Origin of the sequence: Nocardioides sp. SR21 (assembly GCF_022761125.1) — a bacterium.
Lineage (GTDB): Bacteria > Actinomycetota > Actinomycetes > Propionibacteriales > Nocardioidaceae > Nocardioides.
In genome coordinates, this window is record NZ_JAKWJR010000003.1 from 454,844 (window position 1) to 479,191 (window position 24,348).

General features: G+C 72.1%; 24 protein-coding genes and 1 rRNA gene. 4 read left to right on the forward strand and 21 right to left on the reverse strand.

The genetic code is table 11. The features are described from left to right. Positions 1–52 precede the first annotated feature (52 nt). Positions 53–820 (forward strand): hypothetical protein, encoded by a 768-nt coding sequence (locus tag MJ604_RS08230; protein ID WP_243057835.1) that lies wholly within the window; start codon positions 53–55, stop codon positions 818–820. Here MJ604_RS08230 and MJ604_RS08235 read toward each other — a convergent pair. The 6 genes from MJ604_RS08235 to MJ604_RS08260 form a co-directional block, all read right to left on the reverse strand. Beyond that, complete coding sequence (locus MJ604_RS08235; RefSeq protein ID WP_243057836.1) at positions 711–1,460, reverse strand: pseudouridine synthase; 750 nt, start codon at positions 1,458–1,460, stop codon at positions 711–713. The genes MJ604_RS08230 and MJ604_RS08235 overlap by 110 nt on opposite strands. 70 nt (positions 1,461–1,530) lie before the next feature. Further along, positions 1,531–2,250 (reverse strand): SMC-Scp complex subunit ScpB, encoded by a 720-nt coding sequence (scpB, locus tag MJ604_RS08240; RefSeq protein ID WP_243057837.1) that lies wholly within the window; start codon positions 2,248–2,250, stop codon positions 1,531–1,533. Then, positions 2,222–3,097, reverse strand: coding sequence for a ScpA family protein (locus tag MJ604_RS08245; RefSeq protein WP_243057838.1), 876 nt, complete (start codon positions 3,095–3,097; stop codon positions 2,222–2,224). Before MJ604_RS08245 ends, scpB begins: the two co-directional genes overlap by 29 nt. Then, a complete protein-coding gene (locus tag MJ604_RS08250; protein ID WP_374458338.1) occupies positions 3,094–3,417 on the reverse strand; it encodes a hypothetical protein in 324 nt (107 codons plus the stop codon). Before MJ604_RS08250 ends, MJ604_RS08245 begins: the two co-directional genes overlap by 4 nt. Further along, positions 3,414–4,229, reverse strand: coding sequence for a ParA family protein (locus tag MJ604_RS08255; RefSeq protein ID WP_243057870.1), 816 nt, complete (start codon positions 4,227–4,229; stop codon positions 3,414–3,416). The genes MJ604_RS08250 and MJ604_RS08255 overlap by 4 nt, the downstream gene beginning before the upstream one ends. Before the next feature lie 377 nt (positions 4,230–4,606). Further along, positions 4,607–4,906, reverse strand: coding sequence for a GNAT family N-acetyltransferase (locus tag MJ604_RS08260; RefSeq protein WP_243057840.1), 300 nt, complete (start codon positions 4,904–4,906; stop codon positions 4,607–4,609). Positions 4,907–4,929: 23 nt separating this feature from the next. Here MJ604_RS08260 and MJ604_RS24200 point away from each other — a divergent pair, with 23 nt between their 5' ends. Next, positions 4,930–6,360: a glycosyl hydrolase gene (locus MJ604_RS24200; protein ID WP_243057841.1), complete on the forward strand. Its 1,431-nt coding sequence runs from the start codon at positions 4,930–4,932 to the stop codon at positions 6,358–6,360. A 43-nt stretch (positions 6,361–6,403) separates the two neighbouring features. Beyond that, positions 6,404–7,672 (forward strand): hypothetical protein, encoded by a 1,269-nt coding sequence (locus MJ604_RS08270; protein ID WP_243057842.1) that lies wholly within the window; start codon positions 6,404–6,406, stop codon positions 7,670–7,672. A 2-nt stretch (positions 7,673–7,674) separates the two neighbouring features. Here MJ604_RS08270 and MJ604_RS08275 read toward each other — a convergent pair whose 3' ends face one another. The 13 genes from MJ604_RS08275 to MJ604_RS08335 form a co-directional block, all read right to left on the reverse strand. Next, a complete protein-coding gene (locus MJ604_RS08275) occupies positions 7,675–10,137 on the reverse strand; it encodes an RNA helicase (RefSeq protein WP_243057871.1) in 2,463 nt (820 codons plus the stop codon). Positions 10,138–10,177: 40 nt separating this feature from the next. Then, positions 10,178–11,110 carry a site-specific tyrosine recombinase XerD gene (gene xerD / locus MJ604_RS08280; RefSeq protein WP_243057843.1) on the reverse strand — a complete coding sequence of 311 codons (933 nt, stop codon included), beginning with the start codon at positions 11,108–11,110 and terminating at the stop codon, positions 10,178–10,180. After that, positions 11,103–12,227 (reverse strand): alanine dehydrogenase, encoded by a 1,125-nt coding sequence (gene ald / locus MJ604_RS08285; RefSeq protein ID WP_243057844.1) that lies wholly within the window; start codon positions 12,225–12,227, stop codon positions 11,103–11,105. Before ald ends, xerD begins: the two co-directional genes overlap by 8 nt. Before the next feature lie 133 nt (positions 12,228–12,360). After that, complete coding sequence (locus tag MJ604_RS08290; RefSeq protein ID WP_243057845.1) at positions 12,361–12,957, reverse strand: NUDIX domain-containing protein; 597 nt, start codon at positions 12,955–12,957, stop codon at positions 12,361–12,363. Positions 12,958–12,975: 18 nt separating this feature from the next. After that, a complete protein-coding gene (locus MJ604_RS08295) occupies positions 12,976–13,917 on the reverse strand; it encodes a hypothetical protein (protein ID WP_243057873.1) in 942 nt (313 codons plus the stop codon). A gap of 29 nt (positions 13,918–13,946) precedes the next feature. Then, entirely contained in the window at positions 13,947–15,641 is a 1,695-nt protein-coding gene (locus tag MJ604_RS08300) for a CTP synthase (protein WP_308194123.1), read from the reverse strand. Between the two features lie 11 nt (positions 15,642–15,652). After that, on the reverse strand, positions 15,653–16,504 hold the full coding sequence (locus tag MJ604_RS08305) for a copper transporter (protein ID WP_243057846.1): 852 nt from the start codon (positions 16,502–16,504) through the stop codon (positions 15,653–15,655). After that, a complete protein-coding gene (gene steA, locus MJ604_RS08310) occupies positions 16,501–17,661 on the reverse strand; it encodes a putative cytokinetic ring protein SteA (RefSeq protein WP_243057847.1) in 1,161 nt (386 codons plus the stop codon). Before steA ends, MJ604_RS08305 begins: the two co-directional genes overlap by 4 nt. 58 nt (positions 17,662–17,719) lie before the next feature. After that, complete coding sequence (gene recN / locus MJ604_RS08315; RefSeq protein WP_243057848.1) at positions 17,720–19,414, reverse strand: DNA repair protein RecN; 1,695 nt, start codon at positions 19,412–19,414, stop codon at positions 17,720–17,722. Beyond that, a complete protein-coding gene (locus MJ604_RS08320) occupies positions 19,407–20,357 on the reverse strand; it encodes an NAD kinase (RefSeq protein ID WP_243057849.1) in 951 nt (316 codons plus the stop codon). The genes recN and MJ604_RS08320 overlap by 8 nt, the downstream gene beginning before the upstream one ends. Next, complete coding sequence (locus tag MJ604_RS08325; RefSeq protein WP_243057850.1) at positions 20,354–21,193, reverse strand: TlyA family RNA methyltransferase; 840 nt, start codon at positions 21,191–21,193, stop codon at positions 20,354–20,356. The genes MJ604_RS08320 and MJ604_RS08325 overlap by 4 nt, the downstream gene beginning before the upstream one ends. 2 nt (positions 21,194–21,195) lie before the next feature. Next, positions 21,196–21,417 carry a hypothetical protein gene (locus MJ604_RS08330; protein WP_243057851.1) on the reverse strand — a complete coding sequence of 74 codons (222 nt, stop codon included), beginning with the start codon at positions 21,415–21,417 and terminating at the stop codon, positions 21,196–21,198. A gap of 9 nt (positions 21,418–21,426) precedes the next feature. Then, on the reverse strand, positions 21,427–22,458 hold the full coding sequence (locus MJ604_RS08335) for an HAD-IIA family hydrolase (protein WP_243057852.1): 1,032 nt from the start codon (positions 22,456–22,458) through the stop codon (positions 21,427–21,429). A gap of 14 nt (positions 22,459–22,472) precedes the next feature. Here MJ604_RS08335 and MJ604_RS08340 point away from each other — a divergent pair, with 14 nt between their 5' ends. Continuing rightward, positions 22,473–23,597, forward strand: coding sequence for a DUF1015 family protein (locus MJ604_RS08340; RefSeq protein WP_243057853.1), 1,125 nt, complete (start codon positions 22,473–22,475; stop codon positions 23,595–23,597). On the opposite strand, the gene MJ604_RS08345 is transcribed toward MJ604_RS08340, so the two are convergent. Both MJ604_RS08345 and rrf read right to left on the reverse strand, forming a co-directional pair. After that, positions 23,572–23,943 carry a single-stranded DNA-binding protein gene (locus tag MJ604_RS08345; RefSeq protein WP_243057854.1) on the reverse strand — a complete coding sequence of 124 codons (372 nt, stop codon included), beginning with the start codon at positions 23,941–23,943 and terminating at the stop codon, positions 23,572–23,574. The two genes, MJ604_RS08340 and MJ604_RS08345, sit on opposite strands and share 26 nt — an antisense overlap. A 163-nt stretch (positions 23,944–24,106) precedes the next feature. Beyond that, positions 24,107–24,223 (reverse strand): 5S ribosomal RNA (gene rrf, locus MJ604_RS08350). Positions 24,224–24,348 lie beyond the last annotated feature (125 nt).

Sequence of the window (24,348 nt, forward strand, 5' to 3'; positions counted from 1 at the left end):
ACGTTCCCTGCGGAACCACCGCGAGCGCGACCCGATGTGCTGTCCTCGGTTGATGGCCGAGAAGCTGACCCGCGCGGCAGCGGCACTCCTCCTGGCGGGCGCGGCCGCGCTCCTGTACGCAGCCGCGTGGGAGCGCTGGTGGCCGGGCTGCCGACGGGGCGGGTTCGACGATGCCTCGTGCCTGCCGTTGCAGGACCACAGCTACGACTACCTGGTGCCCGGCGACCCCTGGACGCCGGTCGGGCAGGCGGCCCAGCTCGCCGGAGCCGGGCTCCTCCTGCTCGCCTGCGCCGCGATGCTGCTCCCCCGTCTCGTCGCGCCGTCGTTGCCGGGACTCGTGCGCTGGCCGCTGGCCGCGATCTCGGCAGCGAGCCTGGGGCTGCTGGGCGCGGCGACCCTGCTCTCGGGCAGCACCGGCGACGTGGTCACGGTCCCGTTCGTCGGCGCTGCTGCGCTCGTCTGGGTCCTGGCCTGGCCGGCCGGGCTCACGCTGTGCGCAGGCGTCGAGGCCGTCCGATCACCTGGCCCGCGCGCCCGCTGGGGGCTCGCGTCGGCCATCGCCGTCGGGTGCTCCACGCCGATCCCCGTGCTGCTCATGTGGGGTCCGATCGCCGCGGGCGGGTACGTCTCGTACGACACCACGCCCTGGTCCGAGGCCACCATGGCACCGGTCCTGCTGCTGGCCGCCGGCCTCGTCCTGTGGCCGAGCCTCAGAGCGAGGCGCGGTCCAGCAGCTCACCGAGCTCGTCGAGCGTCAGGTCGCGCATCTGACCCGACAGCAGGCCGCGCAGCACCACCGGCCCGATCTGGGTCCGCGTGAGCCGTCGTACCGGGAAGCCGAGGTGGTCGAACAGCCGGCGCACGATCCGGTTGCGGCCCTCGTGGATCACCACCTCGACGATCGACTTGTCCTTGCCGGCCTCGACGATGCGCGCCTTGCTGACGGTCACCGGCCCGTCGTCGAGCGTGACGCCCGCGAGCAGCTTCTTGAGCGTGCCGCGGTAGATCTCGCCCTCGACCTCGGCGACGTACATCTTGTCCACCTCGTACGACGGGTGCGCCAGCCGCTGCGCGAAGTCGCCGTCGTTGGTGAGGATGATCAGCCCCGAGGTGTCGGTGTCGAGCCGGCCGACGTGGAAGAGCCGCTCCGGCCGGTCGGCGACCAGGTCGCCCAGGCTCCGGCGGCCCTCCGGGTCCGACATCGTCGACACGACGCCGCGGGGCTTGTTCAGGACGAGGTAGACCTTCTCCGACACCGGCGGCAGCCGCTTGCCGGAGACCCGGATCACCGCGGTGCGCGGGTCGACCTTGGTGCCGAGGCGGGTGACGACCTCACCGTCGACCTCGACCTCGCCGTCGAGCATCAGCTCCTCGCACTTGCGGCGGGAGGCGACGTTCGACATCGCCAGCAGCTTCTGGAGCCGGATCAGGCCCTCGTCATCGGTCTCGATGCCGCTCATTTTTCGGGGTCCCCGCGGAATCGTGGGTTGGAGGAGCGAAGCGGGGGAAGCCCAGGAATTCGTGGGGTGATCATGTGGGCTCGGTCCCGCCGTCGGGCTCGGTGCCGTCGCCGCTGTGCGGCGAGGGCGGGTGGTGCGGCTCGGGCTCGGGCGCCGACTCGGTCGCGACCGGCTCGGGCACCGGTTGGGCGACCATCTCGGCGAGCTCGTCCTCGAGGTCGTCCATGTCCGGGAGGTACGGCGCCAGCTCGGGCAGCTCGTCGAGCGAGGTGACGCCGATCCGCTCCATGAAGTACGCCGTGGTCCGGAACAGGTTCGCCCCGGTCTCGTGGTCCTGCCCGGCCTCCTCGAGCAGCCCGCGCGAGAGCAGGGTGCGCATGACGCCGTCCACGTTCACCCCGCGGATCGCGGACACCCGGGCCCGCGAGATCGGCTGCTTGTAGGCCACGACCGCGAGGGTCTCCAGCGCCGCCTGGGTGAGCCGGGCCTGCTGCCCCTCGAGGACGAAGCCCTCGACGACGGCGGCGTACTCGTCACGGGTGTAGTAGCGCCAGCCGCCGCCGACGTTGCGCAGCTCGAACCCGCGGCCCTGCTCGGTGTACTCCGTCGCCAGCCCGGCGAGCGCGAGCGCGACCTCGTCGGTCGGGTAGCCGGTGGCCGTGGCGAGCGTCATCTCGTCCAGCGGCTGGTCGGCGACCATCAGCAGCGCCTCCAGCGAGGGCCGCAGCTCCGCTACGGGGACGGCCAGGGTCTCCTCGACCTCACTCGTCACGGTCTGGGTCTCGGTCATCCTCGGCTCCCTCCGCTGGTGCATCGTCTTCGACAGGCGCGCCGTCGAACTCGTCGGTGATCAGCTCGTCGACGTCGGCGTCCTCGTCTCCTGTCCACCGTACGGTGAGCTCGCCCAGCGGCGTCACCTGGTCGAAGGACACGGCGCTCTCGCGGAACAGCTCGAGCAGCGCGAGGAACCGCGCCACGGTGGTGAGCCGGTCCGGTGAGTCGCCGCACAGGGCACGGAACGTCATCGTCCCCGAGCGGCGCAGCCGGTCGACGACCAGGGCGGCCTGCTCACGGACACTGACCTTCGCGGCGTGGATGTGGTGCAGCGAGACCTCGAGCACCGGCTTGGGCTCCAGCGCCCTCGCGGCCATCTGCGCGAACTGCTCGAGCCCGATGCCGATCAGGACCTCGGGCAGCAGCCCGGCGAACCGCTCCTCGAGGCCGACAGCACGCGGGTGCCGCTTGGCCTCGCCGGCCAGCCGCTCCTCGAGCACCGCCGCCACCTGCTTGAAGGCGCGGTACTGCAGCAGTCGTGCGAACAGCAGGTCGCGGGCCTCGAGCAGTGCGAGGTCCTCCTCGTCCTCGACGTCGCCCTGCGGCAGCAGCCGCGCGGCCTTGAGGTCGAGCAGCGTCGAGGCGACCAGCAGGAACGACGTCGTCTGCTCCAGGTCCCACACCTTGCCGCCGGCCTTGACGTGCTCGATGAACTCGTCGGTGACCGTCGACAGCGAGACCTCGGTGATGTCGAGCTTGTGCTTCGCGATCAGGCTGAGCAGCAGGTCGAACGGACCCTCGAAGTTCTCCAGCCGCACCTCGAACCCGGGCGTGGCCTCCGACTGCTCGACAGCCGCGGTCATTCCTCGGTCAATCGTCGGACCAGCGCGCTCTCGTCGCCGCGGGCCTCGAAGTCGGCGAGCACCAGCGCGACGGCCTCCCGCACCACCCGGCCGCGGTCGACCGCGAGCCCGTGGGACCGGCGCAGCACCAGCCGGGCGTGCTCGAGGTCGAGCAGCTCGTCGGAGGTGATGTACACCGTCATCTTCTCGTCGTGCCGGACCCGGCCACTCGGCTTCTTGCGACCGTCCTGGTCGTCCTCCGGCTCGGCGCGCGGCGCAGCGGCCGCCTCCTCGGCGCGGGCGGTGGGGCGGAACAGGTCGTCGGCGGCAGGCAGGCTCACCCGTCGAGGCACCGGTCCAGCACCTCCTTGGCCAGCTGGCGGTAGGCGTCCGCGCCACTCGAGGACGAGGCGTACGTCGTGATCGGCTCCCCGGCGACGGTGGAGTCGCTGAACTTCACCGTACGGCGGATCACGGTGTGGAAGACCAGGTCGCCCCAGGCCTGCACCAGCCGCTCCATGACCTCGCGCGAGTGCAGCGTGCGGCCGTCGTACATGGTGCCGAGGACGCCGTCGATCTCGAGCTTCGGGTTGAGCCGCTCCTGGACCTTGTCGATCGTGGTCTTGAGCAGCGCGACGCCGCGCAGCGCGAAGTACTCGCACTCCAGCGGCACGATCACGCCGTCGGACGCGGTGAGCGCGTTGACCGTGAGCAGGCCGAGCGACGGCTGGCAGTCGATGAGGATGACGTCGTAGTGCGCGAGCGCCGGCTCGAGCACGCGCTTGAGGGTCTGCTCGCGAGCGACCTCGTGGACGAGCTGCACCTCGGCGGCCGAGAGGTCGATGTTCGAGGGCAGCAGGTCCATCCCGGGCACGCCTGTGGGCACGACGACCTCGTCGAGCTTGGTCTCGCGGTCCATCAGCAGGTTGTAGACGGTGAGGTCCATCTCGTGGGGGTTCAGCCCGAGCCCGACCGACAGCGAGCCCTGCGGGTCGAAGTCGACGAGCAGCACCTTGCGGCCGAACTCCGCCAGCGAGGCGCCCAGGTTGATCGTGGTCGTGGTCTTGCCGACCCCGCCCTTCTGGTTGCACATCGAGACCACGCGAGCCGGACCGTGCTCGGTGAGCGGCGTCGGCTCCGGGATCACCGGCATGGGCCGGCCGGTCGGGCCGAGCTTCGCCTCCGCGACGGGACGCTCGAACGGCAGGGGGTCGGTCACGGGCGGCTCATCTCCGATGGTGGGAGCGGGGGAAGGTGTGGTGATCATGGGCGAGACCCGGGGCGGCATCTCACCAGCAGCGCCTGCGAACGTGCCGTCTGCACTCATCTGCCGCTCCCTCACCGACTTGTCGACACAACGACTTGTGGTCGACTCGCGGTGACTCTAGGACCGGGCTCCGACAGCGACAAGCCGAAGCGGGAAACCCCCAGGCAGACAGCCAAATCTGGGGATGAGCTGTGCACGACCTCCCCCTTGGTTGCACAGGCAGGGCACCGCCTGTGCACAGTCCTGTGGAGGAAGGTCGGGGGTCACTCTGCCGGCGGAGTCTCCAACAGATCCTGGTACTCCGGGTGCTTCTCGATCCATCGGACGATGAACGGGCAGGTCACCAGGACCCGACGGCTGCCGTCCGCGCGCGCGTCGTCGAGGGCGAACCGCACCAGCGTCGAGGCGACGCCGCGGCCCTCGAACTTGTCGTCCACCACGGTGTGGTTGAAGGTGATCAGCCCCACCGACGGGAGGTACTGCGCGAATCCGGCCAGCTCCCCGTCGATGTGGGCCTCGTAGCGGTGCTTCTCCGGATTGTGTGAAGTCACGACGTCGGTCATGTCATCAACCCTAGACTGGGGGTGTGCGACCACGGGGGGCCGTGATGGCCTTGATGGCGGGGTTGCTCACGGGGGGATTGATCGTTTCCGGGGCGACTCCTGCCCTGGCGCGCCCGGACCACGCCTCTGGTCACCCCGTTGATCACGCCGCTGATCACGCCGTTGGTCACGCCGATCGGAGGGCCACCACGCTCAGCGCCCGGCTCGCTCCCCCGGTCGTCACCTCCGGCGAGCCCGCCGCGCTGGTCGCCCAGCTGTCGCCGGCCCAGCCGGGCCGCCCGGTCGAGGTGCAGCGCCTGGAGCAGGGCGTCTGGGACGTCCTCGCCGTCACCACGCTCGACGCCTCCGGCCGCGCCGTCGTACCTCTCGACACGACCGAGCCGTCCGACCAGGTGCTCCGGGTCGAGGCCGGCGCGTGGAACGGCAAGGCGTCCGTGCGCTCGCCGCAGGTGACGCTCAGGACCCGCTCCCCCCTCGCCTGCACGCCGAAGTACAAGCTGGTCGACCCGGCCGCGAACGACGCCGCCCGGTGCCTGGCCGCGCGGCTGGACCGCTGGCGGGCAGCCGGCCTGATGGGCGTCGGCCAGCAGCTCAACGTGTCGAGCAGCGACTTCCTCGCCCCGCTCGACGCGCTCGCGCCGCAGCGGGTCAACGTCGTCGGCTTCGACCTCTGGGAGCTGGCCAAGACCGGCGGCTACGAGTTCCCGTTCCTCGACCGGGCGGTCGCCGACCTGTCCGCGCTCGCCCTCGACGGGGCCGTCCTCAGCGTCTCCTGGCACGCCGACAACCCGCACACGGGCGGCAACTACGCCGACCGCGGCTGGCACGACCTGTCCGCGCTGCTAGACCCGCTCTCGCCCGAGTACATCCGCTTCTGGTCCGACTACTCCGAGAAGCTCGAGCTGCTGCGGATGTTCCAGGACAACGGCGTCGCCGTCGTGTTCCGCCCGTTCCACGAGGCCAACGGCAGCTGGTTCTGGTGGGGTCACGCCGATCCGTCGACGTACAAGAAGGTCTGGGCCGAGATGCAGCGCCGGGCGCAGGACTCCGGCCTCCACAACATCGTGTGGGCGTACTCGTTCGCCGCCAGGACCTGGTCCGGCGTCGCCGCGCCGGAGACGCTCGTCCCGGCCAAGGTCGACCTGGCCGGGCTCGACAGCTACGACCCGGAGGCGTCGTCCGCCGATGCCAAGGACCGCCTCGACGTGACCGGGTACGCCGCCGTCGCCAAGAAGGTACGCCGGATGGCGCTCACCGAGGTCGGTCCGGAGCGCAGCGCCGACGGCGCGTGGAACCCAGCGGTGCTGACGAGGACGGCGCGCACGCTGGCCGCGAAGCCGCTCTGGGCGATGCTGTGGTTCGACGACAGCGACGGCAAGAAGCAGATCAGCTCCTTGCAGGGCGGGTCGGCCTGGCTCAAGGGCTGCGCGCATGGCTACTGCACCGTCAGCTAGCCGTTTCCGGGCCTCCGCCGTCGGGCATCGTCGGAGGATGATCGTGCGCCGGACCCTGACCGTTGCCGCCTGCATCGCCGCGAGTGCCGTGCCGGGGCTGACCAGCACCGGCAGCGCCCAGGCTGCCGAGACGTGCTTCGGGCTGACGCCGACCGTCGTCGCGACACCGGGCGCGGAGGAGGTCGAGGGCACCGAGGGCGACGACGTGATCGTCGCGGAGGACGTCTACCGGGTCTCCGCCCTGGGCGGGAACGACGCCGTCTGCGCGGCCGGGGTCACCTGGATCGACGCGGGCGACGGCAACGACCGGGTCCGCTCCGACCCCGCCACCGGCCGGAACTGGGTGGTGCTGGGCTCCGGATCGGATCTCTTCGAGGGCTCCGAGCGCCGAGACCGGGTCTGGGCCGAGAGGTTCGACGGCGAGGACCCGTTCCCCGGCACCGGCAGCGAGAACACCGACGTCGTCCGCACCTACGGAGGCGGCGACCGGGTGACCGGTGGCTCCTACGGCCAGGCCGACCAGGACGAGTACGCCCTCGGCGCGGGCGACGACGACGTCACCCTGTACGCGCCGATCGACGGCGACACGCACGTGCTCGGCGGACCGGGCGCCGACGGCATCGCCCTGTGGGTCCTCGGCGACGACGCGGACCTCTCGTTCGACCTCGAAGCGGGAACGGCGACCGCGGATGGAGCCGCGTTCGCCGCCCTCGGGAGCATCGAGGACCTCGCGGTCAACGCCACGACGTCGACGCCGGTGACGGTGCGCGGGACCGGCGGCCCCAACCGGATCTACGTGGGCGGCCGCGCCGACATCGCGGCCGGCGCCGGAACGGACCGACTGCAGATCCACGGCGACCCGCGATCGGTCCTGGGCGGGCCGGGCCGCGACCAGGTGGAGGTCCTGGGCTACGGGGACTTCGAGGACAAGCCGGTCGTGTACGACCTCGCGCATGACCTCTTCACCCGCGGCGACGTCACGGCGCCGTTCGCGACGGAGGTCCTGCACGTCGGGACCACCGGCGCCATCCGCGAGGACGTCCGGGTCCTCGGGACGCCGGGTCGGGACGTCGTGGTCACGGACGCCTGCGGCTCAGTCGTCAGAGGCGGGCGCGGGGACGACGACCTGCGCGTGACCAGCGAGCAGTGCGAGGGCGTGCCGACGACCCTGCGCGGCGACGGTGGTGACGACGTCCTCGGCGGCGGCTCCGAGCGCGACGTCCTGATCGGCGGCACCGGCTTCGACCGCGTGTACGGCGGCACCGGGATCGACCGCTGCCGGGCCGAGGTCCGGCGCGCCTGCGAGAGCTAGGCCTAACCCCCGAGCGGCCGCATCGCGGTCGTGCGCAGCACCAGCTCGCCGGCCTCGTCGGAGGCGTCGAGGTCGACGTCCGCCTCGATCACCCAGTCGTGATTGCCCTCGGGGTCGTGGATGGTCTGGGTGACCTTCCACGTCCGGCCCTCTGCCGCGACGGCCAGCAGCGCCGGCCCACGCGCGTCGCCGTCCAGCCGCACCTCGTCGTGCTCGGCGTAGTAGTCCTCGATCGCCTGGTCCCACACCGATCGCGTCATCACGACCTCGCCGGGCGGGTCGGTGCGGTCCGCGGCCGCGCGCTCCATCGCCATCAGACCGTCGAGGTCGTCACGCGCGACGAGCTCGACCCGGCGGAACATCGCGTTGCGGATCATCACCCGGAACGCCCGGTCCTGCTTGGAGATCGGGCGCGGGGACGGCGGCGGCTCGTGGTGGGCGACGTCAGAGCGGACGTGGTCGGGATCGGCCAGCGCCTCCCACTCGTCGAGCAGCGACGAGTCGGTCTGCCGGATGGTCTCCCCCAGCCACTCGCCGAGGTCCTCGAGCTCCGGGGTGCGGTGCGACTCCGGCACCGTCTGGCGCAGCGTCCGGTACGCGTCGGTCAGGTAGCGCAGCACCAGACCCTCCGAGCGGGCCAGCTGGTAGCGGCTCACGAAGTCGGTGAAGCTCATCCCCTGCTCGTACATCTCGCGCACGATCGACTTCGGCTGGAGCGCGTCCTCGGGCAGCCACGGGTGGCTCTGCCGATAGATCTCGTACGTCGCCTCGAGCAGCTCGGCGAGCGGCTGCGGCCAGGTGACGTCCTCGAGCAGCGCCATCCGCTCGTCGTACTCGATCCCGTCTGCCTTCATCTCCGCGACGGCCTCGCCGCGGGCCGTGTACTGCTGCTGGACCAGGATCTGCCGCGGCCCCTCGAGGACCGCCTCGATGACGGACACGATGTCGAGCGTGTGCTCGTCGGCCTCCGGGTCGAGCACGTCCAGCGCCGCGAGCGCGAAGTGTGCGAGCGGCTGGTTGAGCGCGAAGTCGACGGGCAGGTCGACGGTCAGCACGTAGCGGCGGCCGAGCTCGTCGGGCTCGTCGAGCCGCGTCAGCACGCCCGACTGCAGCAGCGACCGGGCCAGCCGCAGCGCGCGGCGCGAGAGCCGCAGCTGCTGGCGTCGGTCCTCGTGGTTGTCCTGCAGCAGCGCGCGCATCACCGGGAACGCGTCCTCGTCGCGGGCCAGGACGTTGATGAGCATCGCGTTGTCGACCTTCATCCGCGACACCAGCTGCTCGGGCACGCCGGCCACCAGCTTGTCGAAGGTCTGCTCACTCCAGACGACCGTGCCCTCCGGCGGCTTCTTCAGCTGCGCCTTGGAGTTCTTCTTGCCGGCCGCCACCCGCTCGGCGGCCTTGGCCTTGGCCTTCTCGTTCTCGATGATGTGCTCGGGCGCCTGCACGACGACGTACCCCGCCGTGTCGAAGCCGGCCCGGCCCGCGCGACCCGCGATCTGCAGGAACTCCCGCGTCCGCAGGATCCGCGAGCGGTTGCCGTCGAACTTCGCCAGGCCGGTGAACAGCACGGTCCGGATCGGGACGTTGATGCCGACGCCGAGCGTGTCCGTGCCGCAGATGACACCGAGGAGCCCGGCCTGGGCGAGCTGCTCGACCAGCCGGCGGTAGCGCGGCAGCATCCCGGCGTGGTGGACGCCGATCCCCCGGCGCAGCAGCTTCGACAGGGTCTTGCCGAACCCCGCGCCGAACCGCACGTGGTCCAACCGGGTGCCGAGGTCGGACTTGGGCACCCAGGTGGCCTTGAGCAGGTTGGTCGCGTGCTCGACGGCGTCCTTCTGGGTGAAGTGCACGACGTAGACCGGCCCCTGACCGGTCGTCACGAGCTCCTCGAGGGTCTCGGCCACCGGGGTCATGGCCCAGGTGAACGTGAGCGGCACCGGCCGCTCGGCGTCGGCGACGACGGCGGTGTCCCGGCCGTTGCGCCGGGTGAGATCCTCGGCCAGCTCGGTGACGTCGCCCAGCGTCGCGGACATCAGCAGGAACTGCGCCTGCGGCAGCTCGAGCAGTGGCACCTGCCACGCCCAGCCGCGGTCCGGCTCGGCGTAGAAGTGGAACTCGTCCATCACCACGAGACCGACGTCCGCGTGCCGGCCCTCGCGCAGGGCGATGTTCGCGAGCACCTCTGCGGTGCAGCAGATGATCGGGGCGTCCGGGTTCACCGACGCATCGCCGGTGAGCATGCCGACGTCCGCGGCGCCGAAGACCTCGCACAGCGCGAAGAACTTCTCGTTCACCAGCGCCTTGATCGGCGCGGTGTAGAACGACACCCGGTCCTCGGCCAGCGCGGCCCGGTGCGCGGCCTCGGCCACCAGCGACTTGCCCGAGCCGGTCGGGGTCGCGAGCACGACGTTCTCCCCCGACAGCAGAGCGAGGATCGCCTCCTCCTGGTGCGGGTACAGCGCCATCCCGCGGTCGGCGGCCGCCGCGGTGATGTCGTCGAGGAGATCAGTCACGCGCTCGGGGATGAGCCGTCGCAAAGACCTCACGGAGGTTGTCCACGGTCACCAACGTATAGACCTGGGTGGTGGTGACCGACGCGTGCCCCAGCAGCTCCTGCACCACGCGTACGTCGGCGCCGCCGTCGAGCAGGTGTGTCGCGAACGAGTGCCGCAGCGTGTGCGGCGAGACGTCCTTGGTGACGCCGGCCCGGTCCGCTGCCTTGACCAGCACCGCCCAGGCGGACTGGCGCGACAGCCGGCCACCCCGGGCGTTGAGGAACAGGGCGCCCCCGTTGGTCGAGCCCGTCGAGACCGCCGCCAGCTCGGGACGCCCCCGGACGAGGTACTCGTCGACCGCCGTCCTCGCGTAGGAGCCGACCGGGACGATCCGCTCCTTGCTGCCCTTGCCGCGCAGCAGCACGGTCCCGTCGACGCCGTCGAGGTCGTCGACGTCGAGCCCGACCGCCTCGGAGATCCGGGCGCCGGTGCCGTAGAGCACCTCGAGCAGCGCCCGGTCACGCAGCGCGAGCGTCGTACCCGGTGCGCCCGCGGCCTCGAGGATCGCCTCCACGTCGGCCAGCGGCAGCGCCTTCGGCAGTCGCTTGGCCGGCGCCGGCGGCTTCACCCCGCTCGCCGGGTCGACGGTCGCGAGACCGTCCGCCACCGCGAACTTGTGGAAGCCGCGCACCGCCACCACCGTCCGCGCCGCGGACGTCGAGCTCAGCGGCGGGTGCTCGGCGTCCCCCTCGCGCAGGGAGACGAGGAACCCGGTGACGGTGGCCTCGGTGACGGCGTCCAGGTCGTCGATCCCCTGCGCCGCGAGGTGCTCGAGGTAGCGGCGCAGGTCACGCCGGTACGACGTCAGGGTGTTCGTGGCGAGACCGCGCTCGACCGCGAGGTGGTCGAGGTAGGTGCGGATCGCCCGCTGGACGTCAGCCAAGCACGGCTTCCAGACTGACGGCCTCGATGCCGACGGCCTCGCCGACAGGGGCGTTGGTCAGCTGCCCGTCGTGGGTGTTGAGGCCCAGCGCCAGGCTCCGGTCGGCACGCAGCGCGTCCTTCCAGCCCTTGTCGGCCAGCGCGACGGCGTACGGCATGGTCGCGTTCGTCAACGCATACGTCGAGGTGTTCGGCACCGCGCCGGGCATGTTCGCCACGCAGTAGAACGTCGAGTTGTGCACCTGGTACGTCGGGTCCGCGTGCGTGGTCGCGTGGGAGTCCTCGAAGCAGCCACCCTGGTCGATCGCGATGTCGACGAGCACCGAGCCCGGCTTCATCCGCGACACCAGGTCGTTGGTGACCAGCTTCGGCGCCGCCGCACCCGGGATCAGCACCGCGCCGATCACCATGTCGGCCTCCATCACCTGCTGCTCGATCGCCAGCTTCGAGGACGCGAGACCGTGGACCCGGTTGTTGTAGCGCCAGAACGACATCCGCAGCTTGTCCAGGTCGGTGTCCAGCAGGGTCACGTCGGCGCCCATGCCGAGCGCGATGTTCGCGGCGTTCTGGCCCGAGACGCCCGCACCGATGATCACGACCTTCGCGTTCGCGACACCGCCGACGCCGCCCATCAGCACGCCGCGGCCGCCCTGGGCCTTCATCAGGTTGTAGGCGCCGACCTGGGGCGCCAGGCAGCCGGCCACTTCGGACATCGGGTACAGCAGCGGCAGCCCGCCCGAGGGCAGCTGCACGGTCTCGTAGGCGATCCCGGTGACCTTGCGCTTCATCAGCTCCTCGGTCAGCGGCTTGTCCGCAGCCAGGTGCAGGTAGGTGAAGAGCGTCAGCCCCTCCCGCATCCGGTCGTACTCCTCCGCGACCGGCTCCTTCACCTTCAGCACCAGGTCGATGCCACCGCTCGTGCCCCACGCCTCCTCGGCGGTCGCGACCATCGTCGCGCCGGCACCGACGAACTCCTCGTCGGTGATGCCCGAGCCCACACCCGCACCGGCCTGGATGAAGACCTGGTGACCGTGCGCGGTCAGCTCGTGCACCCCGATCGGCGTGATCGCCACCCGGTACTCGTGGTTCTTGACTTCCTTGGGGACCCCGACCTTCACGAACCCGCTCCTGTCATCGATACCGTCGACAATGCCCGATCTGGGCACTCAATCCGTGTCAATCTGACACTATCGCGACTAATTCCGTAGTCCCTGGCCGGGGGTGTTGGCCAGGTCACACGAACGTCGGGGCTCACCTTTCCAGAAGACCCCGCGCCTGCGCCATCAGCACGGCGACCGCGAGGTGGGCGTCGGAGAGCCGCCCGGCGACGACCGCCTCCCGGAGCTCCGCGACCGGCACCCAGCCGAGCTCCATCTCAGCCTCCTCGTGCCGGGGCTCGAAGTCGCCCCGGCCGACGTCGGTGAGCCCCCGCGCGAGGTAGTAGTGCGCGGTCTCCTCGGTGATCCCGGGCGAGGAGTGCAGCGAGCCGAGGTGCACCCACTCGGCCGCCTCGTGCCCACCCTCCTCGACCAGCTCGCGCCGCGCGACGTGCAACGGCTCCTCGCCCTCGACGTCGCACAGGCCGGCGGGCAGCTGCACCAGCCGCTTGCCGACCGCGTGGCGGTACTGCCACAGGCACAGCACGCGGTCCTCGTCGTCGACCGCGAGCACGATGGCCGCGCCGGGGTGCTCGACGACCAGCCGCTTGAACGGCTCCTCCTCGGGGTGGCCCGGGCGCTGGACCAGGTCGGCGCGCAGCTTCACCACCCAGCCGTCGCCGTCGTACTCGTAGGCGCTGGAGGCCACCGGCCAGGAGTCGGGTACGTCGCTCAGCTCGGGCGTCACCATGCGCGTGACGCTAGCCGGTCAGCCGCGGAAGGCGTACGTCGTGCCGTTGACCTGCCACCAGCGCAGCAGACCGGTGAGGTTGGCGCCGGCGCTGTTGCCGACGCTGATCGAGATGCCGTGCACCTCTCGCCCAGCGTCGGACGCCAGCACCTGCGACCAGGCCATCGGGCTGCCCAGCGCGCCGGAGTTGTCCAACCGCCAGGCACCGCTGGTGGGGACCCACTCGTGGAACGGGCCCTCCGCGGCGTCCGGGTCCACCAGCTGGTTGCCCGGCTGGAAGATGTAGACGTCGTCGCGAGTGCGGCCGTCGTCGTCCTGGACGTAGATGCGCACCGTCGGCGCTCCCGCGCCGTTCGTCTCGCCGGTCGTCGTGTAGCGCATGTTGAGCGCCAGGTTGCGGAAGCTCGACAGCGCAGGCGTCCCGGAGACGGCGAGCTGGAGCTCACCACCGGCCGTACTGCCATCGGCGTACGGACCGAAGCGGACACCGTCGGGCGTCAGCGTGACGCCGGTGCCGCTCGCCGTGAACTGCCCACCCAGAGCCGACACGACGTTCTCGGACGACGTGCCGGGCTCGCCCTGCGGCCCGGTCGCCCCGGTCGCACCCGTCGCGCCGGTCGCGCCCGTGGCACCCGTCGGTCCCGTGACGCCCTCCGGTCCCCGGACTCCCTGCACACCACGCGGACCCGTCAGCCCCGGGGCACCGTCGACGCCGTCCTCCCCATCCACGCCGTCAGCGCCCGCTGCACCCGCCGGGCCGGCCGGCCCTGCGGGACCGACCTGCCCGCGCAGCTTCGCCTCGGCGCTGTCGTTGATGTCGCGCAGCTTGATGGTGCCGTCCTTGATCTCCTTGGACGTCACCAGCCCGGCCGCGACGGCCCCGCTGGTGGCCGAGATCCCGGCGACGAGGACGCCAGCGACGGCGACGGCGGACAGCTGGCCACGCGAGAGGGAGAGCACGGCGCAGACCCTAGCGGCCGGACCGCCGCTCAGTCCTCGGAGTCGTCGACCTCGACATGCAGCCCCGACTCGTCGATCGGGAACCGGAGCTCCTTCTGCCGCTCGATCGCGGCACCGACCAGGCCCGCGAACAGCGGGTGCGGGCGGGTCGGCCGCGAGCGCAGCTCGGGGTGCGCCTGGGTCGCGATGTAGTACGGGTGCACGTCCTTGGGGAGCTCGACGAACTCGACCAGGTTGTTGTCCGGCGACGTGCCGGAGAACACCAGGCCGGCGGCCTCGAGCTGGTCGCGGTAGGCGTTGTTGACCTCGTACCGGTGGCGGTGCCGCTCCTCGATCAGCGCGGCGCCGTACGCCTCCCGGGCGACGGTGCCCTCCTTGAGCGCGGCCGGGTAGAGGCCGAGCCGCATGGTGCCGCCCAGGTCGCCGGCACCCTCGACGAACGCGAGCTGCTCGTCCATGGTCGCGATGACCGGCTCCGGGGTGTCCGGGTCGAACTCGGTGGAGGCGGCCTTCTCGAGGCCGAGCTCGGAACGGGCGTACTCGATCACCATGCACTGCAGGCCGAGGCACAGCCCGAGCGTCGGGATGCCGTGGGTGCGCGCGTAGGTGAGGGCACCGAGCTTGCCCTCGATGCCGCGGATGCCGAAGCCGCCCGGCACGCAGATCGCGTCGACGTCCTGCAGGTGCTTGGCGGCGCCCGCCGGGGTCTGGCACTCGTCGGACGGGATCCACTCGATCTTCACCTTCGCCTCGTGCGCGAAGCCGCCGGCGCGCAGCGCCTCGGCGACCGAGAGGTAGGCGTCGGGCAGGTCGATGTACTTGCCGACCAGGCCGATGGTGATCTCCTCCTTGGGGTGGTGCACCCGGCGGAGCAGGTCGTCCCAGACGGTCCAGTCGACGTCGCGGAACGGCAGGTCGAGGCGCCGGACGAGGTACGCGTCGAGGCCCTCGCGGTGCAGCACCTTCGGGATGTCGTAGATCGACGGGGCGTCCGCGGCGGTGACCACGGCCTCCTGGTCGACGTCGCACATCAGCGAGATCTTGCGCTTGATCGACTGCGGCAGCTCGCGGTCGGCGCGGCAGACCACGGCGTCGGGCTGGATGCCGACCTGGCGCAGCGCGGCCACCGAGTGCTGGGTGGGCTTGGTCTTCAGCTCACCGGACGGGCCGATGTACGGCACCAGCGAGACGTGGAGGAAGAAGCAGTTGTCACGGCCGATGTCGTGACGCACCTGGCGCGCGGCCTCGAGGAACGGCAGCGACTCGATGTCGCCGACCGTGCCGCCGACCTCGGTGATCACCACGTCGACGTCGGGGCCGCCCATGGCGAGCACCCGCTCCTTGATCTCGTTGGTGATGTGCGGGATGACCTGCACGGTGTCACCGAGGTAGTCGCCGCGGCGCTCCTTGGCGATCACGCTCGAGTAGACCTGCCCGGTCGTCACGTTGGCGATCTGGCCGAGATCGGTGTCGAGGAACCGCTCGTAGTGCCCGATGTCGAGGTCGGTCTCCGCGCCGTCGTTCGTGACGAACACCTCGCCGTGCTGGAACGGGTTCATCGTCCCGGGATCCACGTTGAGGTACGGGTCGAGCTTCTGCATCGTGACGCGCAGACCGCGCGCCTTGAGGAGGCTGCCGAGGCTGGAGGCCGTCAGGCCCTTCCCGAGCGAGGAGGCGACGCCTCCGGTGACAAAAACATGCTTGGTCAGCGTCCCGTTACTCACGGAACTCCATCCTACGGGATGGGCACCGCTCCGTCCGATCCCGACGCACCGAAGGATCCACCCTGAACCGAGAACGACCGGATCACGGCGAGCACGGCGGTCACCTGTCCGAGCGGATCGTCGACCCCGTCCACGGTCGCGGCCTTGCCCGCGTCGGACTCCGCGCGCAGGTCGGCGAGCCCGGCCGCGCTGCCGGCGACGACCACGCCGGTCGCCTTGTCGGCCAGGCCGGTCACCATGCCCGACAGGATCGCCGGGTTGGTGTCGTCGCCGAGCACGACCAGCACCGCCGGGGCGCGCACGGCGTCCTCGGGCGAAGTCAGCAGCTCGGCCCCGGCCAGGCCCTGGCGGACCGTCAGCGCCTCCGAGCTGGGCAGGTCCGCTCCTCCGGAGACCGCGAGCCCGAGCAGCTGCCCGATCCGGACGTACGTCGAGACGTCCCCGCTGACCGCGCCCGCGCCGAGCTGCTCGGCGAGCTGGCTGCCGAGGGTGTCGACCAGCGACTTCTCGTGGTCGTCGGTCAGCGCCGGCTGGACGTCGTACGTCCCGGCGATGATGCCGCCGGCCTCCTCGACCTGGGCGCCGAGGGCACTGACCGTGTCGGCGTCCGCACCCGGCATGGTGACCAGGGACACCGCGCGGTCGCGCAGCCCGTTCGCGTAGAGCGCGGCCGCGCTGGCCGTGGCGAACGCGTCGCCGTACGCCGCCGCGGGCGTGACCTGGCGCTTCTGCGTGGTCGGCGCGGACACCGGCTTGTCGTCACGGCCGAGATCGCTCAGCGGGCCGCCGCCGAGGGCGACGCCGACGGCGAGCGCCAGGAAGACGGCGACGAGGGAGACGATGTGGTGGCGGTACGAGATCACGAGAACAGTCCTTGGATGGTGTCGGTCAGCTGGTCGGCCCACTCCTGGCCCACCGGGGTGACAGCGACGGCGGCGGCGAGGGCGACCAGGCCGGCGAGCATCACCAGCAGCAGGTGCCACGGCCGCACGCGGCCGGAGTAGAGGTACGGGACGGCGGCCGCGTCGACCAGCCGGTGCCCGACCTTGAGCCGGGTCAGGTAGGTGCTGGCCAGGCCGACGCGCTGCCGGTCCAGGAAGTCGTCGAGCGTCGCGTGCATGCCGACCCCGACGATCACCGCCGCGTCGGCGGCATCGGCGAGGATCAGACCGGCGTCCTCGGGAGTCGCCGCGGACTCGAAGCGCAGCGGTCGCACGCCCATCCGCTCGAGCTGGTCGAGGTCGTCACGGTGCGCGCCGCGGTCCATGCGGACCACCACGTCGCGCGCCGCGCGCAGCGCCTTGGCGGGCGGAAGCTCGTCCTCGATCACGATCACGTCGGGCCGGTGACCCGCCGCGCGCAGCAGCTCTGCTCCGGCTCCGACCCCGATCAGCACCGGGTGCTGCTCGCGCAGGAACGTCCGGATCCCGGCGAGCTCGCGCTCCGCGTCGTGGCCGCCCACCACCACGACCACGGGGCGCCCCTCCACCTTCGTCGCGAGCCGGGGCACGCCGCGGCCGTGCAGCAGCAGGTCCTGCTCGCGGCGGAGGAACTCGGTGCTGTTGTGCGTGAACGTCTCGAGCTGGCTGGCCAGACCCGAGCGAGCCAGGTCCAGCTCGGCGGCGAGCGTGTCGGGGTCGACCTCGCGGCCCTGCGCGACCAGCTCGTCGCCGACGTACACACCGCCCTCGTGCAGCCGCACCACGCGGCCGTCGCCGATCGCCGCCAGGGCCGTGACGCCGATGCCGTCGACCACGCGGACGCCGGCGTCGGTGAGAACCTGCGGGCCGAGGCTCGGGTAGCGCCCCGAGACCATCGGGGCCGCGTTCACCACGGCCGCGACCTCCGCGTCGACCAGCGCCTGCGCGGTCGTGCGGTCCAGGTCCACGTGGTCGACGACGGCGATGTCGCCCGGCCGGAGCCGGGGCAGCACCTGTCGGGTGCGTCGTTCGACGCGGGCGGTCCCCACGATGCCGGGCAGGCCGGCGGCGGAGCGTTGGCGGACGGGGATCTTCAGCACTGACCCGATGTTGCCAAAGGGACAGGCGTGATCCGCGGACCACCGGAAGCCGGGCGCGTCAGCGAGCGGCGCGGAGCTCCTGGGCCACGTCGAGCAGCTCGCGGGCGTGCGCCAGCGCGGTGTCGGAGTCCGCGAGCCCGGCCAGCATCCGGGACAGCTCCCGCTCGCGCTGCTCGTCATCGAGCACGGTCAGGCCGGAGCTCGTGACGGTGCCGTCGGAGGACTTCTCGACCACCACGTGACGGTCGGCGTACGCCGCCACCTGCGGCAGGTGGGTGACCACCAGCACCTGGGCGCTGCTCGCCAGCTGGGCGAGCCGGCGGCCGACCTCGACCGCCGCCGCACCGCCGACGCCGGCGTCGACCTCGTCGAACACGAACGTCGGCACCGGGCTGGTCCCGGCCAGCGCGACCTCGAGGGCCAGCATCACGCGGGACAGCTCGCCGCCCGACGCGCCCTTGGCCAGGGCCCGCGGCTCGGAGCCGGTGTTGGCAGCCAGCATCAGCTCGACCTCGTCGGCACCCGACGCGGTGAAGCGCCCCTTGGGCCGGACGTCGACGCTGAGCCGGGCGTGCGGCATGGCCAGCAGCGTCAGCTCGGCGGTGACCTCGGTGCCGAGCCGTCCGGCCGCCTCGGTCCGCGCGGCTGTCAGCGCGGCCGCCGCGGCGTCGCGGTCGCGGGTCAGGACATCCTGCTGGGCGCGCAGCTCCTCGATCCGCCCGTCGGTGTTGTCCAGGTCGAGCAGCCGGCTAGCCGAACGCTCCGCCCAGGCGAGCACCTCGTCGATCGTGTCGCCGTACTTCCGCGTCAGCGCGGTCAGTGCCGCCCGGCGCTCGGACACCGCCGCCAGCCGGGCGGGATCGGTGTCGATCCGGTCGGCGTACGACGCGACGTCCGCCGCCAGGTCCGACAGCAGGTAGGTCAGCTCCGCCAGCCGGTCGGCCAGCTCGCCCGCCTCGGCGTCGTGCTCACGCACGCCCTCGAGCGCGGTGCGGGCAGCGGAGGTGGTCGCCAGGGCGTCCGGGTCGCCCTGCTCGCTGGAGAGCGCCTCGCGGGCCTGCTCGGCGGCGGTCCGCAGGGTGTCGGAGAACCCGAGCCGGGTCTCCTCGGCCGCGAGCGTGGCGTCCTCGCCGGGCTCGGGCGCGACCGCCTCGACCTCACCCAGCCCGAAGCGGAGCAGGTCCGCTTCCTGGGCGCGCTCGCGAGCGTGCGCGACGACCTCGTCGAGCTCGCGCTCCACGGCCTCGAGCCGGTGGAAGACGTCGGCGTACGTCGCCAGCAGCGTCGCCAGCGACTCGCCGCCGAACCGGTCGAGCGCGTCGCGCTGCGCGGCCGCCTGCAGCAGTCGGTGCTGGTCGGACTGGCCGTGCACCGCCACCAGCGGCTCTGCGACCTCCGCGAGCGCCGAGACCGGCACCGACGCGCCGCCCACGAACGCGCGGGACCGGCCCTCGGCGGACACGTTGCGCGCCAGGACCACGCGGTCGTCCTCGACCTCTCCCCCGGCCTCCTCGACCGCGGCGCCGAACGCGCTGAGGTCGCCGACCCGCACGACCCCCTCGACCCGCGCGCTCTTGGCGCCCGTGCGCACCGCGCCGCTGTCGGAGCGCCCGCCGAGCAGCAGGCCGAGCGCCGTGACGATCATCGTCTTGCCCGCACCGGTCTCACCGGTGATCACGGTCAGGCCCGGGCCGAGCTCCAGCGTCGAGGACTCGATCACGCCCAGCGAGCTGATCCGGATCTCCTCAAGCACTGCCGTCCTCCTGAGCCAGTCGCCGGCGCCGCTCGGCCGAACCGCGCCAACCCGCGACCGGGAGCCCGAACTTGGCCACCAGCCGGTCGGTGAACGGCGCCTCGTGCAGCCGCACCAGCCGCACCGGGGTGTCGCTGCGGCGCACCTCGATCCGGGCGCCCGGCGGCAGGTCGACGGTACGCCGGCCGTCGCACCACAGCACCCCGGCGCCGTCGGTGCGCGCGAGCACCTCGACGGCCAGCACCGACGTGGGCGCGACCACCAGCGGGCGGGCGAACAGCGCGTGCGCGCTGATCGGCACCATCAGTAGCGCCTCGACGCCCGGCCACACGACCGGGCCGCCCGCGCTGAAGTTGTAGGCGGTCGAGCCGGTCGGCGTCGCGCACACCACGCCGTCGCAGCCCCACCGCGACAGCGGCCGGCCGTCCACCTCGACCACGACCTCGAGCATCCGCTCGCGCGCGGCCTTCTCGACGCTCGCCTCGTTCAGCGCCCAGGTGCGGGTGACGACCTCCCCGTCACGCTGCACGATCACGTCGAGCGTGAGCCGGTCCTCGATCGTGTAGCGGCGCGCGACGATCGCCTCGATCGTCGACTCGATGTCGTCGTACTCCGCCTCGGCCAGGAACCCCACGTGCCCGAGGTTCACGCCGAGCACAGGGGCATCCGACCCGCGGGTCAGCTCCGCCGCGCGCAGGATCGTGCCGTCGCCGCCGATCACCACCACCAGCTCGCACCCGCGGATGTCGTCGTGGACGATCTCGATCGAGCCGTCAGCCGCCTCGAGGCCGAGATCGGCCGCCTCGTCCGCGAGCAGGCGGACCACGAGCCGGTGCGACGTCAGTGCCTTCACGAAGGCGCGCGCGACCTCGCGCGCGTCGTCTCGCCCGGTGTGGGCGATCAACAGCACGCGGCGCACGTCGGTGGGCTCGCTCGCGGTCACGACTCCACCTTCTCACTCGCCGCCCCCGGCGGTGCGGCGGCGCGCACCGCACTGTGGATGACCTCCTCGTCGAGGGTCGCCGGCCCGTGCTTGAGCCACAGGAAGAACTCGACGTTCCCCGAGGGCCCGGGCAGCGGGCTGGTCGCCACCATCCGCGCACCCCAGCCGCGCTGCGCGGCTGCGGCGGCGACCTTGGCCACCATCTCGGCGCGCAGCGCCGGGTCGCGCACGACCCCGCCCTTGCCGAGTCGTTCCTTGCCGACCTCGAACTGCGGCTTCACCATCAGCGCCAGGTCGCCGTCCGGCGCCGTCACGCCGATCAGGGCGTCCATCACCAGCTCCAGCGAGATGAACGACAGGTCGCCGACGACCACGTCCACCGGGCCCTCGGTGACCTCCTCGGTCAGCTCGCGCACGTTCACCCGGTCGCGCACCAGCACCCGGTCGTCCGACTGCAGCTTCCACGCCAGCTGGCCGTACCCCACGTCCACGGCCACCACCTGCGCCGCACCGTGGCGCAGCAACACGTCGGTGAAACCACCCGTGGACGCACCCGCGTCGAGGCAGCGACGCCCGGAGACCACGAACCCGTGCGGCTCGAACGCCTCCAGCGCGCCGGCGAGCTTGTGCCCGCCCCGCGACACGTAGTCGGGACGGTCCGGGTCCTCGGCGACCACGATCGCGACGTCGGTGGTCACCCCGGTCGCCGGCTTGGTCGCCAGGGCGCCCGAGACCTTCACCCGTCCCTGGGCGATCAGCTCGCTGGCGTGCTCACGCGAACGCGCCAGCCCCCGCCGGACCAGCTCGGCGTCCAGACGAAGTCGTCGTGGCGGCACGGTCAGGCGGTGTCAGCAGGGTCGGCCGGGCGGTCCAGCGCACGCCGGAGCTGCTCATGAGCGGTCTCGAAGACGCCCACGTGCTCCTCGAGCGGGCGCTCCTCGAGCTCCTCGACGGCCGTGATCACCGCGTCGACGTCCGCGACTCCCGTGCGCACGCGCTCGGGCTCCGACGGCACCGTCTCCGGCTCCTCGGGGCCGGGGAAGTCCGGGTCCTCAGTCATGGGCTGAGGCTACCGCGCGGGTTCCTCGAGGCCGGACACCTGCGCCGGTTCCCCCGCCTCGTCGAGGTGCGACCAGGCCGCGGCCGCGACCACGCGCCACCAGTCCTCGACCGACCCGTCGCCCCTCACCTCCAGTGCACCCTCACGGACCTGGGCTCGCCAGTCGCCGAGGACCCAGCTCCCGTCGCTCGTCTCGGGCGCCGCGTGCGCGACCAGCAGGCCGGCCAGGTCGGGAGCGATGTATGTCGGCCGTTCGGCCGGCATCGCCGCGACCAGCTCGGGCAGCCGGGTGACCCCGGTGAGCACCAGAAGCGAGTCCACGCCGACCCGACGGGCGCCCTCGATGTCGGTGTCCAGCCGGTCGCCGACCATCAGCGGGCGCTGGCCGCCCACGCGGCGCACGGTCTCGTCGAGCAGCGGCCGCTCCGGCTTGCCGGCCACGACCGGGTCGACGCCCGCGAAGCGGCGCAGCATGTCCACCTGGACCCCGTGGCCGGGAGCCACGCCGAACGCCGTCGGGATCGTCGCGTCGGTGTTGCTGGCCACCCACGGGAGACCGTCGCGGATCCGCACGGCCGCCCGCATGATCTCGGACCACCGCACCTCCGGCCCGTAGCCGGTCGCGATCGCCACCGCGTCGTCGTCCACCCCGACCGGTGTCAGCCCGGCCGCGACCAGCGACTCGCGCAGCCCGTCCGAGCCCAGGCACACCACCGACTCCCCCGCCCCGAACCGGTCGAGCAACACCCGAGCGGCCGCCTGCGCGGACGTCACGACGTCCTCGGTGGCCGCGTCGACCCCGAGGTCGCGCAGATGTGCGGCCACCGTGGCCGGCGGGCGAGCGGCATTGTTCGTGATGAACGCGAGCCGCATCCCGGCGGAGCGCGCGGCAGCGAGGTGCTCGGAGGCGCCCGGGACCGCATCGCCACTGACGTAGACGACGCCGTCCAGGTCGAGCATCGCCAGGTCGTACGCCCCGGACAGGGCCTGGTCAGACGTGCCGAGCACGCACACCTCCACGAGGATCGGATGTGCAGGCACCCTACGATGCTTCGATGGACGCCGACTCCGTGGTCACCCCACCCCACGTCGCGCGCCCGTTCCGGTTGCTGCCCTTTCGGGGTCTGACCCTCGCGCCCAACCGGATCGGAGATCCTGCCTCGGTGCGTGCGCTGACCCGCCGGTACCGCGGCGTTGCAGACCGCCTGCACCGCTGGGAGCAGAACGGTCAGGTCGTCCACGACCAGCTCCCGGCGGTCTACCTGCACGAGTACGTCGGCGACGGCATCACCGTCCGCGGCCTGGTCGGGGCCCTGGACATCTCCCGCCGGGCGACCGCCCGCGACGAGATGGCGGTGTTCCCGCACGAGGGGATCCACCCCGCGCAGGCCGACGAGCTCGCCCAGCGGATGCTCGAGATGGAGATCAACCCGGCGCCGATCCTGCTCGTGCACCGCGGGTCGCAGGAGCTCCGCTCGCTCCTCGGCGAGGTGGCCCGGCGCGAGCCGTTGCGCTCCTTCACCGATCGAGGTGACCAGCAGCACCGGTTGTGGGCAGTCTCCGAACCCGACGAGCTCGACACCGTCGCCCAGGCGTTGGCCCCGGCCCGCGCTCTGATCGCCGACGGCCATCACCGGTACGCGGCCTACCTGCGGATGCAGCGGCAGGTACCAGGGCCGGCGACCGACAGCGGCCTGGCGATGCTCGTCGACCAGGACGACACGCCGCTGTACCTCGGCGCCATCCACCGCGTCCTCGGCCGCACCCGCCTGACCGCCCTGCAACGGGCGGCCGAGTCGGCCGGCATCGCCGCGGAGCGGGTCGACCCCGACCAGGCGCTCGGACGGCTCAGCCGGGACCGGCTGGTCGCCACCGACGGCCAGGAATGGCTCACGCTCCAAATCGACGTCCGCACCGACCGCACCGCCGTCGAGGTGCTCCACGAGGACCTGATCCCCCGCCTCGGCCCGGCCCCGTCGTCGGTCGGCCACCATCACACCGCGGAGGACGCTCTCGCGGCCATCGAGGGCCGCGTACGGGTCGCCGTGCTGATGCCAGCGCCGGACTTCGAGCAGGTCCTCGGCGTGGCCGCGGCCGACCGGCTGCTGCCGGAGAAGGCGACCTCCTTCCAGCCGAAGCCCAACGTCGGCGTCCTCATCCGCGCGCTGCGCGACGGATGAGCCGCCCCGAGCTCATCTCGACCTCGACCCTCGAGCCGACGGACGAGCCCGAGCGGTAGAACCGCCGGTGCAGCGCGCCGACGACCTCGACCACGTCGTCGGCCGCCCATGAGGCGACCGAGCGCCGGGCACGCGCGGACCATGCAGCGCACTCGAGGGCGTCCACCGCCTGCCGGCGCTGAGCGCCACCGGGCGGCCGAGGAACGACCACCCGGAACGTCCACAGGGAGTCACCGCTCGGCAGTACGCGCTCCTCGGGTGGCTGGGAGATCCTGCCGACGAGGCGGACCTCGTTGGCGGTGTCGATCTCGGGGCCGGCTTTCGGTTTCGTCTTCGGTGCGGACATCGCACATCACCTCCGAGTACCACCGTCGGGGGCTGGACCGACAGCCGCCGGGCTCGCATCGCCGGCCTGGGGAGAGACCGGCGGAAGGGCGCGCGGTGGAAGGAAAGTGGCCCGAAATGCCAAGCAGGGCCACACAAAGATGTGTGGCCCTGCTGGAAAGAATGTCCGGCGGCGTCCTACTCTCCCACAACCTCTCGGTTGCAGTACCATCGGCGCTGAAAGGCTTAACTTCCGGGTTCGGGATGGGACCGGGTGTTTCCCTTTCGCCATGGCCGCCGTAACTCTAGCGGTATCGCCCGGAAGAACTTCACGGGCGAACCAAGACTTGTTCAGTTATACAACTGGATGTGGACGCGAGGCTTTGTAGGTTTTTGTTGAGGGTTTGTAAGACAAGCCCTCGGCCTA